The 14,278-nt window shown below is 61.1% G+C and carries 11 protein-coding genes, 1 tRNA gene and 1 pseudogene; 3 read left to right on the top strand and 10 right to left on the bottom strand.

The window, feature by feature from the left end; translation table 11 throughout:
* Positions 1-346: 346 nt before the first annotated feature.
* Positions 347-1,801 (top strand): IS1182 family transposase, encoded by a 1,455-nt coding sequence (locus B5525_RS34880; protein WP_079574197.1) that lies wholly within the window; start codon positions 347-349, stop codon positions 1,799-1,801.
* A 226-nt stretch (positions 1,802-2,027) separates the two neighbouring features.
* Here B5525_RS34880 and B5525_RS34875 read toward each other — a convergent pair whose 3' ends face one another.
* The 5 genes from B5525_RS34875 to B5525_RS34855 form a co-directional block, all read right to left on the bottom strand.
* On the bottom strand, positions 2,028-2,432 hold the full coding sequence (locus tag B5525_RS34875; protein ID WP_079570401.1) for a nuclear transport factor 2 family protein: 405 nt from the start codon (positions 2,430-2,432) through the stop codon (positions 2,028-2,030).
* Between the two features lie 102 nt (positions 2,433-2,534).
* Positions 2,535-3,404: an alpha/beta fold hydrolase gene (locus B5525_RS34870; protein ID WP_197687874.1), complete on the bottom strand. Its 870-nt coding sequence runs from the start codon at positions 3,402-3,404 to the stop codon at positions 2,535-2,537.
* Positions 3,405-3,417: 13 nt separating this feature from the next.
* Positions 3,418-3,855: a GlcG/HbpS family heme-binding protein gene (locus B5525_RS34865; protein WP_079570398.1), complete on the bottom strand. Its 438-nt coding sequence runs from the start codon at positions 3,853-3,855 to the stop codon at positions 3,418-3,420.
* Between the two features lie 96 nt (positions 3,856-3,951).
* On the bottom strand, positions 3,952-4,698 hold the full coding sequence (locus tag B5525_RS34860) for an SDR family NAD(P)-dependent oxidoreductase (protein ID WP_079570396.1): 747 nt from the start codon (positions 4,696-4,698) through the stop codon (positions 3,952-3,954).
* 289 nt (positions 4,699-4,987) lie between these two features.
* Entirely contained in the window at positions 4,988-5,995 is a 1,008-nt protein-coding gene (locus B5525_RS34855) for an NADP-dependent oxidoreductase (protein ID WP_079570395.1), read from the bottom strand.
* Between the two features lie 459 nt (positions 5,996-6,454).
* On the opposite strand from B5525_RS34855, the gene B5525_RS34845 reads away from it, so the two are divergent.
* The gene (locus B5525_RS34845) at positions 6,455-7,399 is read left to right on the top strand and encodes a GlxA family transcriptional regulator (RefSeq protein ID WP_079574195.1); all 945 of its coding nucleotides are present in this window, start codon (positions 6,455-6,457) and stop codon (positions 7,397-7,399) included.
* 1,916 nt (positions 7,400-9,315) lie between these two features.
* On the opposite strand, the pseudogene B5525_RS34840 reads toward B5525_RS34845, so the two are convergent.
* The 4 genes and pseudogenes from B5525_RS34840 to B5525_RS47635 form a co-directional block, all read right to left on the bottom strand.
* Positions 9,316-9,624: pseudogene (locus B5525_RS34840) on the bottom strand (IS110 family transposase); the annotation flags it as partial.
* Between the two features lie 748 nt (positions 9,625-10,372).
* Positions 10,373-10,447: transfer RNA gene (locus tag B5525_RS34835), tRNA-Gly, on the bottom strand.
* 286 nt (positions 10,448-10,733) lie between these two features.
* Positions 10,734-11,111 (bottom strand): hypothetical protein, encoded by a 378-nt coding sequence (locus B5525_RS45940; RefSeq protein ID WP_197687873.1) that lies wholly within the window; start codon positions 11,109-11,111, stop codon positions 10,734-10,736.
* Positions 11,112-11,598: 487 nt separating this feature from the next.
* Positions 11,599-11,940 carry a hypothetical protein gene (locus tag B5525_RS47635; protein ID WP_172899787.1) on the bottom strand — a complete coding sequence of 114 codons (342 nt, stop codon included), beginning with the start codon at positions 11,938-11,940 and terminating at the stop codon, positions 11,599-11,601.
* A 30-nt stretch (positions 11,941-11,970) separates the two neighbouring features.
* On the opposite strand from B5525_RS47635, the gene B5525_RS47630 reads away from it, so the two are divergent.
* Entirely contained in the window at positions 11,971-12,570 is a 600-nt protein-coding gene (locus B5525_RS47630) for a BA14K family protein (RefSeq protein WP_338075242.1), read from the top strand.
* Positions 12,571-12,579: 9 nt separating this feature from the next.
* Here the strand turns inward: B5525_RS47630 and B5525_RS34820 are convergent.
* A protein-coding gene (locus B5525_RS34820) for an IS630 family transposase (protein ID WP_154073625.1) occupies positions 12,580-13,649 on the bottom strand; the annotation gives its coding sequence in 2 pieces (ribosomal slippage) (positions 12,580-13,163 and positions 13,163-13,649; 1,071 coding nt in all).
* Positions 13,650-14,278 lie beyond the last annotated feature (629 nt).

Here is a 14,278-nt window from a genome sequence, read left to right as displayed (position 1 = left end):
CACTTGCTTGTGAGGTTTGCAAGTTTGGCTTTCAGAGCGCCAGACGTGACGCTCGCTTTTGTTCGGACGCTTGCCGTCAATGGTCCTACCGAGAGCGTCGTCTTTTGCGGATGGGGTCGGGGGTGGTCAAATCTCTGGCGCGATGAGGGTGCGGACCGGTGGGCCTGGTTCATACCCAAAATCTTCGATTTTTTTACAAGGAAAAGCCCACTTGCGGCTTCGGTGAATGTCCGCTGTGGATGGAAGAGCGGACCTTGAGCATTAGCGGCTCGAGGTCAGCCTTTGACCCAGACTGTGTGAAAACCTGACCGATGCCATGCTTCCCTTGCTGAATCGCGGGGGGATGATGAAGGGTTTCGTTCAAGGGGCGGATCGCCAGCAGACGACACTGTTACCGGAATGCCTTGATGATTGGGTGGACGAGAGCAATCCTGTTCGCGCGGTCGATGTGTTCGTCGATGCGCTGGAACTGCGCGAGCTGGGGTTCGATGGCGTCAACCCGGCGGCGACCGGCCGGCCCGCGTATCATCCTTCGGCGATGCTCAAGCTTTATATCTATGGCTATCTCAACCGGGTCCAATCGAGCCGGCGGCTGGAGCGTGAGGCTGGCCGCAATCTGGAAGTGATGTGGCTGACGGGACGGCTCGTTCCGGATCACAAAACCATCGCCGATTTCCGCAAAGACAACGGCCCCGCCATCAAGAAGGTCTGCGCGCAATTCGTTGCCTTGTGCCGCAAGATGGGTCTGCTGGCGAAAGCGAGCGTTGCGATCGACGGCAGCAAGTTCAAGGCGGTTAACTCGCGCGACAACAACTTCACGAAGGGAAAGATGGAGCGGCGTCTGGCGCAGATCGAGGAGAGCGTTGCGCGCTATCTGAGCCAACTTGACACAGCCGATCGCCAGACAGCTGCCGGTGAGGTGCCGTCGGAGGAGCTTGTGGCCAGGACCACGCGGCTCAAGGAGAAGCTGATCAAGCTCGAAGAGGAGGTCAAGCGCCTCAAAGCGATTGAGAAGGAGATGCTTGCCGCGCCCGATCAGCAGGTCTCCTTCACCGATCCTGATTCCCGCTCGATGGCGACCAGCGGGCGCGGCTCTGGGATGGTCGGCTATAACGTACAAGCGGCCGTTGATACGACGAACCATCTGATCGTCGCGCATGAGGTGACCAACGTCGGCACCGACAAGTCGCATCTTGCGAACATGGCCAACCAAGCGAAGGCGGCATTGGAGGCAGAAAACCTCGAAGCCTTCGCCGATCGCGGCTACTTCAAAGGCGAGGAGATCCTCGCATGCGAAGAGGCTGGCATCACGGTCACGCTGCCAAAACCGCAGACATCGGGGGCAAAGTCCGAAGGCCGCTTCGGCAAGCAGGATTTCCGCTATGTGGCCGAAGAGGACATTTACGTTTGTCCAGCCGGTGAGACGCTCATCCACCGCTTCGCGAACGAGGAAAATGGATTGGTCCTGCACCGCTATTGGAGTAACACGTGCCGGACCTGCGCGCTGAAGGCTCAGTGCACGAAGGGACCGCAACGCCGCATCACGCGTTGGGAACACGAGCACGTTGTCGATGCTGTGCAGGCCCGCCTGGACAAGAATCCGGACGCGATGCGTACTCGCCGCGAGACAGTCGAGCATCCGTTCGGCACGCTGAAGATGCGGATGGGGGCGACGCACTTTTTGATGAAGACGCTGCCCAAAGTGGCGACTGAGATGGCGCTGCACGTGCTCGCCTACAACCTCACGCGCGTGATGAACATCGTCGGTATCAAACCGTTCCTCGCAGCGATCCGGGCTTGAAGAGCGTGTCATGGTGCGCGCCGTGAGACCGCTAAGGTCGCTCAGCACGGCCCGAGGCTGCGCCCGGATTGACTCCAGACTCGATACAGCAAAAATAGGCTCAGCCGGTCGCGTCGAGGTCCGTCACGCCCGGTTGCTTGCAGTTATTGGGGTACGAAAAACGTTTCCACACGGCCTGGACCCGGAACGGACATGTGCTGCCCCCATTTCGGACGCCCGCAGCAGATCATCCCGAGGGAAATGTCGTCCCGAACATGGGCAGGCCGCTAACGGACGCCTCCTTAGTCGCTTCGTCCTCGATGACGTCCCAGTGCTCGGCAAGTCGGCCGTTCTCGAGGCGCACGATATCCACCACGATCCAGTTCGCCGGCAGGCCCATGCCTGAGAACCGGCCGTGGAGCAACACGTAGTCTCCGTTGGCGACGGTAAGCCCGTTCTCGTAATGGAGGCTGTCGGGTGTGCCCTTGACCAACGCGAAGAGGCCCTCGCGTCCCGGCGGAATGTGCGCGCTGTGCTGAATGTAGTTCGGAGACCAGAAACGCTCCGCAGCGGCGTAGTCCCTCTTGTTGAAAAGCGTTTCGAAAGCCTCCAACACGAAAGCCTTATTCTTTTCCTCGATTGTCTGCGTCACTTCATTCTCCTTCGGTCCACGCTCCAAAGACGCCTTGCGGCGGATCCATCTGTCTTCCGCTCAAACGAAGAAAGCGCAGGTTTTGCAATGCGCTGAAGAGTCTTACTCGGACAGGAACATCGAGACGTGCCCGACGAAGCGCTCCGGGTACTGGTACTGCGAACCGTGGTTGGCGTCCGGGTAGATGATCAACTGAGCGTTGGGGATGTTCTGCTGCAGAATCCAAGAGTTGATGGAGTAGATGATCACGTCGTTGTCGCCGTTGATTACCAGCGTCGGTTGCAGGATGGTCTTCAGGTACTCATAGGAACCCTCACGCTGCACACCCCACTTGCCGATGGCCTCGATCTGGGCGGGCGCCACTTTCTCGTTCACCTCGGGATCGCGGTTTTCAGTGCGGCGGAGGAAGCGCTTCAGGAATTCGCGGCCGGCGGCCTGGCTGGCTTCCGAGTCGGTGAAGTGGACCTTCAGCCAGATCTCCTCCGGCACCTTGTAGGTGGCGCCGAAGATCTGTTGCGCTTCCGGCGTGAGGGTCGCCATGTTCTGGCCGCCGCGCGGGCCCGTGCCGACCAGCACCAAGCGCCGGACCAGCTCAGGGGCTTGCAGCGTGATCTCCTGGGCGACGAAGCCGCCGATCGAGAAGCCGAGCACATCAACTTGCTTCAGTCCCAGCGCGTTGAGGAAGGCGATGGCGTTAGCACCCATCTCCTCGAACGTGGTAGGCACTTCGCCCGAGCTGTTGGAAATGCCAGCGTTGTTGAACAGGATCACCTCCCGCGTCGCCGCGAGGCCGTCGGTCACCCCCGGATCCCAATGGTCGATCGTCCCGGTGAAGTGCTGGTTGAAAACGAGCGGCACGCCACCCGGTTTGCCGAAGCGACGATAGGCGAAGCGGATGCCGTTGGCCTCGACGAACTGCGTCGGCGCGGTCTGGTGGGTATGAATCATTTCTGGGCGGCTATGAATCATCATGGTCGCGCCCTCTTTACTCAGCCGGCACCGCATCGGGCAGGAGCGCCAGGGCTGCTCTCGCGCAATCGACGTCGTTCTGTACCGCGGGCGCCCCGCTCAGCCCGATCGCCCCGACAACTTCTCCGTTCACCTTAATGGGAAACCCTCCACCCCACGCCGCCACACGTGCAAGCGTGGGGATGCCGGCCAAAAGCGACGGGTCGCCCTGGATAAAGTTGAAAAAGTCCTGCGTGGAAACGCCGAACAGAGCTGTATATGCCTTATTCTGCGCCATCTCGATGGAAAGGATCGGTGCCCCATCCATCCGGCTGAAGGCCTTGAGATTGCCGCCGTCATCGAGAATCGCTACGTTCTCGGTAACGCCAAGTTCTCTGGCTTTCGCCACCGCTTCATCCACCATTTTCTGTGCTAGCTCAGAAGAAATGCTGTATTTCTTCACCACGTTAGCCATCGGACTTCCTCCTTCGACTTGATATGCATTGTGCGTTGATCGGGCGGTGGGCGTAATAGTTGGCTTCGTTGCGCAATCCCGGCCAGCCGAGCGGGGTCAGGCGGCGCTGTGGCCGCCGTCGACGCTGAGGATATGGCCGGTGATGAACCGGGCTTCATCCGATGCGATGAAGACGATGCCATCGGCGACTTCCTCGGAGAGGCCGAGCCGAGCCAGCGGAACCTGCGCCACCAGGGCCGCCTTGTTATCTGCGGTGCCGGTAAAGCGGGTCAGCATGCCGGTGTCCGTCGGGCCAGGCGAGACCGCATTCACGCGAATGCCCGACGCGGCGACTTCGAGCGCCACCGACTTAGTGATGCCTTCGACAGCGTGCTTGGCGCCGGCATAGATCGAGGCATAGGCCGCGCCCTTGTGCCCGTAGGTCGAGGAGACGTTGATGATGCTGCCGCTCCCCTGGGCCTGCATGGCGCGCACCTCGTGCTTCATGCTCAGGACCACGCCGACAACATTGGTGTCGAACGTCGCGGCAAAGCTTTCCGCGGTCTGGTCCGTGATCGGGCCGCCCTGACCTTCGGTGGCGGCGTTGTTCACCGCAACGTCGAGACGGCCAAACCGTGCGATGGTCTTGTCGACCAGAGCGCGCACGTCATTCTCCTTGCGGACGTCGGCGTTAATGAACTCGGCTTCTGCACCGAAAGAGCGCAGCTCTTTTGTGAGCGCCTTGCCGGCCTCATCACGCCGGCCGGCAATGACCACCTTCGCGCCCTTCTTGGCAAAGGCGACGGCGGCGGCGCGCCCGATGCCGGTAAGTCCGCCGGTGATCAAGACAACTTGACTGCTCATTCTCCGATCCTCCTCTGTTAGGCGCCGGAAACCCGACGGCGTTTCGTCGGAACATTCATGCGCGGCTTAGCGGCGTGAAACTTGAGCAGGCGGCTCTAGGAAGGCCGCTTGACAGCCCAAAATCTACGGCGCTTCGACGGCAGCCCAAAGGTCGTAGATGCCACCCTTCAGGACATCGACGACTAGCAGAGTGCTCATGCGGTCCGGACAGCAAGGCAAACCGCGGACCGGATGGGCGCTGAATAGGAGCGGATCGCCAGTACAAAAAAATCCCTGAACACGTGGAGCCTTACCCAACACGAACCAACAGCTTTCCGAAATTTCGGCCGGACAGCATTCCGATGAACGCCTCCGGCGCCGCTTCGAGGCCCTCGACAATATCTTCGTGATAGCGAACGCGCCCAGATGCGACGAGTGCACCGACTTCCCGTAAGAAGTCGGCATAGTGATCGGCCACGAACTCGGTGTTGATGTAGCCTTGAACGAGAAGGCTGCGCTTCACGATCGTCATCATAGCAGCGGGCAGCATGTCCCGATTCGATCGTGGAACGCCGTTGTAAAAGGCGATGAGCCCGCAGACCGGCACCCGCGCGTAGCGGTTGAGCAGCGGCAGCACCGCCTGCCACAGGGGTCCGCCCACGCTCTCGAAGTAAACGTCGATTCCATCCGGGCAGGCTCGCGCCAGCGCCTGCGGAAGTCCCCCAGCGCGGCGGTCGACGACGGCGTCAAAGCCCAACTCGTCGCGGACATAGGCACACTTCTCGGCGCCTCCGGCGATTCCCACGGCCCGCGCTCCGGCCAATTGGGCGAGCTGTCCCACCAGTGAACCGACTGGGCCGCTCGCGGCGGCCACCACCACGGTCTCCCCCTCTTTCGGCTGTCCGATCAACTTCATCCCGGCGTAGGCCGCGAAGCCTGGCATTCCGAGCACGCCGAGCGCGGTCGTCACCGGCGTTTGCCCGGGATCGACACGCCGCAGGCCGTTCGCCTCTACAGCCGCATGCGTCCGCCAGCCAGTCATTGCCAGGACCAGGTCACCAGGACGATAGACCGGGTGTGTCGACTGCACGATCTCCGCGACCACCTCGCCGTCCATAGTTGCGCCGATTTCTATCGGATGGGGCGTGGCGAGGTTCATCCGGCCCCGCATGTACGGATCGAGCGAAAGATACAACGTCCGCACCAATACCTGTCCCTTCTCGGCCACAGGGATCGGTCCCTCTTCAAGTCGGAAGTTGGAAGATGTCGGAGTCCCTTTGGGACGGGACGCGAGGACTATCTGGTGGTAAGCGCTCATCTTTGTCGTCTCGTGATTTCCGCCGCGACCTTGTAAGCGGCGCGACCCCGCCATCCCGGTGCCGGAACGAAGAAAGTGTCACGGACCCTCTCTACGTCGGTCCCGCGATGGGCGAGAAGGTCGTAATTGCCACGCTTTAGGACGTCATCTATTGGCCTGTTCTCGCCGCCCACTGGGAGGGTCAATTGAATGAACACAGGACCCTTCCGGCGCGCGCTCTGATTGCACCGAGACGCCACTCTCGTGCTGACCCTTCATTGTCTGTAAACGGTGGATTACCCCGCTGCCGCAATGACTTATGCGATCAGTCGGCTCCAAACTGGCGTCGAATAGGCGCACGCGTGTGCGCGAAAACCGGCGCTCCGACGACGTGCGCTTTCCCGTCTCGGATGATACGATAGCCGAAGGCCGCAGGCGCTCAATCAACGTAGATAGCGCGTGCGAGATATGGTGATGATCATGATACGCGTAGGAATGATCGTCGTACCGGGCTTCGAGGTGATGAGCTTCGCTCCGCTTTCGGTTTTCGATGCCGCCAACATAACGCTAGGCGAACAGCGCTATGAGGTGCGAGTATTGTCGGAGACAGGTGGGCGCACTCGCAACTCATTCGGCATGGAAATTGTCACAGAACCGCTTGGTTGCGCCCAGTTTGACACAATAATGGTGGGCGCCAGTCATGACATCGCTCCCGCACCGCCAGGCATCATCGCGTTTCTCCAGAACGCCGCGGGATCAGCGCGGCGAATAGCATCGATCTGTATTGGAGCATTCACGCTCGCCCAAGCCGGCCTTCTCGACGGTCGTCGTGCGACGACCCATTGGCTTTATGGCCGCGAACTGCAAAGCCGCTTTCCGAAAATCAAGGTGGAGGTAGACCGGATCTTCATTGCCGATGGCCCGGTTTGGACCTCCGCGGGAATGACGGCCGGCATAGATCTCGCACTGGGCCTGGTCGAAAGAGACGTAGGGCCGGAGGCGGCCCGCGTTGTCGCTAAGGCGCTTGTGGTTCATCACCGCCGCTCGGGGGGCCAATCACAGCATTCTGCCTTGTTGGAACTCGATGCGAAATCCGATCGTGTGCAGGATGCGCTCGTCTTTGCTAGAGCCAATCTTCACAAGCCATTGTCGGTGGAACGGCTCGCCGAAGCGGCGCGCCTCAGCCCACGCCAGTTCACTCGCGTGTTTCACGCCGAAACCGGACAATCGCCTGCGAAGGCGATCGAGAACCTCAGGATGGAGGCCGCCAGGCTGGCGCTGGAACAAGGGCGGAGTCCCATCGAAGCGATCGCGAAGGAAACCGGCTTTGGCGACCGGGAGCGCATGCGCCGAGCGTTCCTACGCGCTTTTGGACAAACGCCGCAGGAGATTCGCAACGCGTCACACCCACTCGCTTCGTTCTGATCGGCCTTTTCCTTCCATAGTACCGCCTTCTCCGCGAACCTCGGCCTACACAATCTTGTCAGTCGTCGCCCTTGTGGTGTGCTCGGCGAGAAAAACGGCTCCCTTTCGGCTGCGATTGGGGCGGGTCGGTCCGGCCGATACTGGCGAAGTTGTCGCGGCGACCGAAGTCCGGAAGTGGCAGTGCGCCCCGAAGGCGCGGATCACTAGTGGAGGAAGATGCCACCCAGAGAGTTGTCGATTGATCTGGTAGCTGACGAGCGGTTCGGCCGGGTAACCGGCAGGGCTGGAGCCTCGTGACAAAGGCCGCTTTAGGCGGTTGAGCAATCCGGCGGGCCGTAACGTGAGTGAAGCCTGAGCAGGCCTCGAAAGTGACAATGCGGATGCCGACCCTCCTGCCATTTGGGGAAGGCTGTATGAGCGGGGAAGCAATCGACACGCGCACCCGCTCGATCCGCCGGGGTAGTGGGCACGGCACGTCGGAAAGGTGGTTCGGGTAATCGGGGGAGACCCGTCAAGGGCGAGGGTAGCGGCCTCAACGTCGCGAAGGCGGCGGCCATGCCGGGAGTCGGACAGGGTCGTATGACCGTCGAAGCCGGGTAATGCTGGCTGAGGAAAGGGCCCTGACTTCTGGTGCGCTTTCGAAGATGGCTAGGTCGTGGTGATTGGCGATGAGCCTGCAAACACCATCAAAGACAGGAGCCGCCGGAGATTGCTGTGTCGAGGGGCGAAGGAGAGTTACTCACCGCACCGAAGCCGCGTGCGGTTAGTTTGCTCTCTGTGTGCCTCACGGTGAAACCAGTCGGAGAGCCGGATGCCTTAATCGGGCACGTCCGGTTCGATGAGCGTTGCGCCTTGCAAGCGCGTTGAAGTCTGCCGTCTGCGATGACGGCCGCGGCAAAGCCTAGCGAGCAGCCGCGAACCGAGTCTGGCGTGGCGTCCGGTAACGGCCGCTGCGAAGCGTAGACAGGGAGGTTGTAGGCCGGAATGAAGTGAACGGGAACATAGCCCCGAAATCGAACGTGATCGGAGTAGCCGACCCTGTCGCTCAAAGGGGAAGGCGGAATCGCAGGCCGCGACAACGCGAGCGGTCTGAGGTGCTCCCGGGGTTCGGTACCGCCAGCATGCAACCAAAGGGAGCAACGTGAACAAGGGAGATCCATCCGGTTCAGGCGCAAGCCTGTAGGACCTGCCAAGCCGAAGTGGTGAGAAGGGTCTGATGACCGGGTGGAAGTCAGACTGACTGATAGTACTCTGCGGTCGGGAGAGCCGGCTACTTGGGGAAGCGGTCAGCGGTAGTTGAATTGTTCTTGGGCAACATGGGCTCCATTCAACGGGAGTTACGGCCTTCTACTCAGTGAGAAGATCAGCTGACCATGGAAACGAAACTTGAACAGATAGCAGTGAAAGCTGTGAACCAACTGCCGAAGAGCGTGGTGCGGGAAATCCGCACGCCACGTTCTGTGGGAGCCGGGGGCGGGCGACCGCCTCCGGCGACCCGGTGGGATGGGAAACGGAGCGTTGCCGAATGGCCCAAGCTACCGCGCCCATCCTCGACTCTACCAAAGCTGACGTAACCGCCCCTTTGGTGCATGTCCGTTGTTGAGGGAAGAGCAGACATCAAAGATTTGCTGCTTGAGGTCTACTTCAACCGGAACTAAGCGCGTCGTCAGACCTTCGGGGTGGGGGATGGTCAATCCTCTGGCGCAAAGAGGATGCGGACCGGTGGTCCTGGTTCATACGCATAATTTTCGGCTGCCAATCCGAAAAGCCCACTTGTTCGAGTTACATCACCTTGATTTTTGCGATTTGCCCAAGTGCTTGGTTGACCGGGATCGTTGATCGTACTTACCGACCGAACATCTTTTGCGAACGCGATTGCGCGCACGGAGACTGAGTAGTTAGCGCAGTTTCGAAAACTCGGCGCGCAAGAAGCGCAATCCTTGCCGAACAGCAACGCCGCGTTCCAGTAGAAAGGCGCGGATCTGGTTGACGATGCCCGTGCGCTGGCTAACCAGACGTTCTCGTACGCGGTGAATCGCCTGAAGGTCCAGTTGGTCAACAGTCTTGGTTGCCACGAACTTCATCGTCGGGCGTTGCACCGCTTCGGCAATGGCCTCCGCGTCACGGAAGTCGTTCTTCTGTCCCTTTGAATAGGGGCGAACGTACCGCGCAGGCATCAACCGGGTATCGTGGCCAAGCTTCTGGAGCCCGCGGCTGAGATGATGTCCCTAGCCGCACTGTCCCGGAGCTAGCGGCAATCGCGGGCAGGGATACGTCAGGCGGTGCCGCGCGCGGGCTCTATAGCGATTTGGCTTCTGCGCGCGGGACAGCCGAAGGGAGCCGACGGGGTTGAGCAGCACGGTCGATGCGATCGATACGCGAGAGCGCGGTGTTTCGGTGACCCACTCGGTCGCACCCCATGGGTCGGGTGCACCATGTCAATCTAGCTAGTCTTTTCAGGATCAGTCCATTTGTGGGCCTCAAGAACTGTTATACTCGCCTGCAAGAAGGCAAGATAATTTACATGGAAAGTTAAAAAACCAAGATCGATTAGTTTAAGCGCAGCGTCCCATGAGCTCTCTCTCGGCACGGATCTCGCTCGCACGCCCCCATCAATAACCAAAGGTCGGAAGCTGCGGCCGTGGTGCCGGTGCTTTGCTCTCGGTCGGACGCCGTTCGAGCAATGGATCAATCGTAGGCGTGGCTTTGACATATCAATTCCCAGATTTTTGGTCGACCAGACGGCGATCGTTAAGCAAGCGGGTTTGACAAGATATTTCGGCGCCGGCACGACACCTTCGTCGATATTGCTTCGATAGGACGGGGGAGTCGTGACACGCTAATCGAAGGTTTCAGCCACTTCGTTACCTCCATGACTGCTCCGATTGCTTCCGGCTGGAGCGGTTGCCGGGTGGGGTTTGCACCCACTGGAAAGCGCCGCGTTTGCTCGGCGCACGCCACATTAGGAAATTCTGGAGCGGGCGAAGGGGCTCGAACCCTCGACCCCGACCTTGGCAAGGTCGTGCTCTACCACTGAGCTACACCCGCATGAGAGAGATGGACCCGGGCCGTTGAACGGAGGTTAGATCCGTACGTTACATTTGGTTGAGAAGAGTATACCTAGCTCTAGGATCGCCTGGGCCCTTGGGAGTGATGGGGACGTCGCACCTCGTTCGGCAGCCAACTAGCGACATCGGTCGGTCGCCGGGTGACGCTGGTGTTCAATGATGGCGTTTGAGTTGGGCTGACGGCTCACCTAGGAGAGCTAGCGTTCTGCTGTACGCGAGCTCTCCTGGTGAACGCCTGAAGATTGATTCGGAAGTTGCGGCGCAGCTCACCATTCAGTAGGCGCAGGTGTACGGCCAGTTGTATGATGAGTAATACGGGCAACCATAGTCGTTGTCGTAAAAGCCATGGTGTCTTCCATAGCCATAGTGACCTCGGCCAATGCCCGCCATGCGAGTTCCGCCGTGACCTCGGCCAGTGCCCGCCATGGGAGATCCGCCGAAGTGACTTCCGCCGAAGGCGCCCGTGTGACCTCCGCCGAAGCTGCCTCCGCCGAAACTGCCCATGTGACCTCCGCCGAAGCCGCCTCCGCTGAAGCCGCCGCCACCCCCATGGCCACCGCCACCACCGCCACCACCGCCACCACCGCCGCCACCACCGCCGCCGCCGCCGCCACCGCCACCACCACCACCTGCCTGTGCAGCACCCGTCGCCAGCAGAGACCCGGCGAGCAGGGCGCTGGCCAATACCATCATCGTTCTTCGTCCAGTCATGTCATTTTCCTTTCGACGGGCGCAGCCAGTGAGCATCGCCCTGTGGCCTCATATGGCCACGCGGCTCGCAGTCGCTAATGGGAAATTTCGAAGGCAGTAATCGGAGCAGCCGATCGTGCATCAGCACAGAAAAGGACGATGCCGATCAGCCGCGCAGGATCGATAAACACGGGCCGATGCTCCTGACAGGCGTCGCCACAATGGATATGCGCGGTGGCTACTTGGAAGCAACTCATTGTTCAACGCGAATGCACCAGCGTTTGCTGGGCCTCTGACTCTTAAAATTCAATTTAATGGTAGCGGCGGATTGCTTACCTACATGAGCCTCGCGCCTAACGCCTATGTTTCTGCTTCAGGCTCTTGTGGAGAAGCACAATGTCGAAACTTCGTATGGTCGGGGCTACGGCCCTGTCACTCGCGTTAGCTGTTGCAGGCCCGGCCTTCGCGGCGGGGATCGGCGGCGGCGGCGGTGGGATGCATGTAGGCGGCATCGGCGGTGGCGGTGGGATGCACATCGGCGGCGTCGGCGGTGGCGGCGCGATGCACATCGGCGGCATCGGCGGTGGCGGCGCGATGCACATCGGCGGCGTCGGCGGTAGCGGCACGATGCACATCGGCGGCGTCGGCGGTGGCGGCGCGATGCACGTCGGCGGCATAGGCGGTGGCGGTGGGATGCACATCGGCGGCATCGGCCGTGGGATGCACGTCGGCGGCGGCGGCGATGGGATGCACGTCGGCGGCGGCGGGTTCCGCGGTGCTCAAGCAAGCATCGGCGATGGCCGAGTTGGCTCAGTGAGCGGCGGAAATTTCACTGGGCACAGCGACGGACAGTTTGCGCACGGCGGGTATCGCGGCGATCGCGACCGGCGCCACGGTTATGACCGAGGAGTCGGCTTTGCTGGCGGATTAGCGGCCGGTAGCGCGCTGGGTTATGGCTACGGTGGCTACTACGACCCCTATACTTACTTTGGATACTACGACCCCAATTATTATAACGACGGCTACGCTTACAACGACCCCGGCTACGACGGGTACTCCGGCTCCGTGGTATCGAGCGGCGCTGATCCTTCCTATTGCGCCCAGCATTACCAGTCCTACGACCCGGTGTCCGGGACGTATCTCGGCGACGATGGTCTGCGACATCCTTGCGGAAAAAACCAAGAAAGAGCCGCGACGGCGGCGATTGCGCAGCCGGCTGGTTCGGGAAATCCAGCCGCAGCTCCGTCGATGAACTCGGACCAGCAATTGCTGCCGGAGGCACCGGTGGGGCAGCGCCAGCCACCTGCTGATCAAGTGACCTCGGAAAAAAATCTGATGAATCCGAACGATCCAGTCAACCAGGAGAACGCGGCGCTCGACCGCATGATCAACGGCATCTGCCGCGGTTGCTAATACCAGCCTTCAGAAGGGCTGACCGATGATGGCCCAGTCGCGGGCCGCGATCGAGGTGATGCGCCCGGTTTCGGCGAGAAGTTTTCGCCAGGCGTCTTGGCAGGCGTCGAGGATATCGGTGTAGGACGCGAACACGCGGTTGGCGAGATAGGTCTGTCGCAGATACTGCCAGATGTTCTCGGCTGCGTTGAGCTCCGGACAGGCGGGTGGCAGCGGCACGAGGGTGACATTGGCAGGTGGCTTTAGTTTGCGCGTCGTGTGCCATCCGGCCTTGTCGAGGATCAGCAGCGCATGCGCGCCGGGCGCGACGGCCTTGCCGATGGCGTCGAGATGCGCCTGCATGGCCTCGGTGTCGGCTTGCGGCATGATGAGGGCGACGCCGGTGTCGCGGCTCGCACAGACGGCGCCGAACACATAGGCGTTCTCGTAGCGCTGATCCTTGGGCTGCCGCGGCCGTGATCCCTTCTTGGCCCATTGGTAGACGAGGCTGTTCTTCTGGCCGACCCGCATCTCGTCCTGGAACCAGACCTCAATCGGCGTTTCCGGGGCGAGTTTGGTCACGATCGCCGCGACCTGCGTAGGAAAGTTTTTTTAAATGCCGCGATCGTCTCCGGATCCTGCACGGGATGGCGCGGCCAGGCGCTGATGTGCGAGAAGCCGAGCTTCTTGAGCGCGCGCCCCAGGCTCACCTCCGACAGATCGACACCGAAACGCTGTCCGAGAACACGCTTCAGGTCGACGCAGCGCCAGCGTACGACCCCATCCTTCTCCGGGTCGGGGCCGGTCTCGACGAGCTGCTTCAATGCATCTTTCTGCTCGTCGGAGAGCTTCGACGGCCGCCCGGTCGGCTTGATGTCGATCAGACCGTCAGGCCCGTACTGGTTGAAGCGGTGCGGCCAGTCCCGCAGCGTCTGCCGGTCCATGCCGCCGATCCGGGCCGCCTCGGTGCGGTTCATCCCGTCGCGAATCGCCGCCAGCGCCAGCAGCCGTCGCGCCTGCGCGGCATCCTTCACCTTCGCCGCGAGCCGACGCAGCTCATCCGCCTCGAAATCCTCCCGTAGACCGACCGCCGCGCCCATCGCCGACCTCCCGAATCAATCCAGTCGGTCATAAATGAATCACGCCGGCGCCAGCTTTTCAAAAAAGAGTCAGACCTTCCGAAGGCTGGTATAAGTACTCGCCCCTCACCTGATCGCCCGGCCGACCACCTCTTCGGAGCCGCCCTTCGAATACGTGTTGGCGTTACCGTTCTGGCATCGCGGCGCAGCTCGGCATCGATCGGCCGGGCCCAGCACAGAGGGTTGGCGTAAATCGCAGGGCCTGGACCCCGCCTGAAGTAGCGCGCGACGGCCGCAGGGCGTCGCGTCACCACGTAGTGACATTGGGAGAACAGAATTCTGAAAACACTGAAAAGGGTGCAACGCTGCCGCACAGCCGCCGAGATTTCCTCGGCTTGGGCATTCAGGGCTCGGCAGTCGCGGCAACAGCTACTTGCCGAGCATTTCGGCCGCCGCGCAGACAAAATGGCAAACCAGCATGCAAACAACTACGTCGAACACTACAAGGCCCCGGTCCGCTTCGGCCTGGGCGGAGTGCCGCTTGGCAATGAGTTCGCGGTCATCACGGAAAAGGACGCCTGAAGCAGACATTGCGTTGCGAGCATCGAGATCTGATTTTGACCCGAAGCGCCTACAGCAGACGCAAAAGC

Origin of the sequence: Bradyrhizobium erythrophlei (genome assembly GCF_900129505.1) — a bacterium.
Lineage (GTDB): Bacteria > Pseudomonadota > Alphaproteobacteria > Rhizobiales > Xanthobacteraceae > Bradyrhizobium > Bradyrhizobium erythrophlei_D.
This window is presented reverse-complemented; position numbering and strand designations above follow the sequence as displayed.

Coding starts and splice junctions, on each gene's coding strand:
- B5525_RS34860 (WP_079570396.1), bottom strand. CDS start 4,698: ATGAGCAGTCAAGTTGTCTTGATCACCGGCGGACTTACCGGCATCGGG.
- B5525_RS34870 (WP_197687874.1), bottom strand. CDS start 3,404: ATGATGATTCATAGCCGCCCAGAAATGATTCATACCCACCAGACCGCG.
- B5525_RS34865 (WP_079570398.1), bottom strand. CDS start 3,855: ATGGCTAACGTGGTGAAGAAATACAGCATTTCTTCTGAGCTAGCACAG.
- B5525_RS34855 (WP_079570395.1), bottom strand. CDS start 5,995: ATGAGCGCTTACCACCAGATAGTCCTCGCGTCCCGTCCCAAAGGGACT.
- B5525_RS34880 (WP_079574197.1), top strand. CDS start 347: ATGAAGGGTTTCGTTCAAGGGGCGGATCGCCAGCAGACGACACTGTTA.
- B5525_RS34845 (WP_079574195.1), top strand. CDS start 6,455: ATGATACGCGTAGGAATGATCGTCGTACCGGGCTTCGAGGTGATGAGC.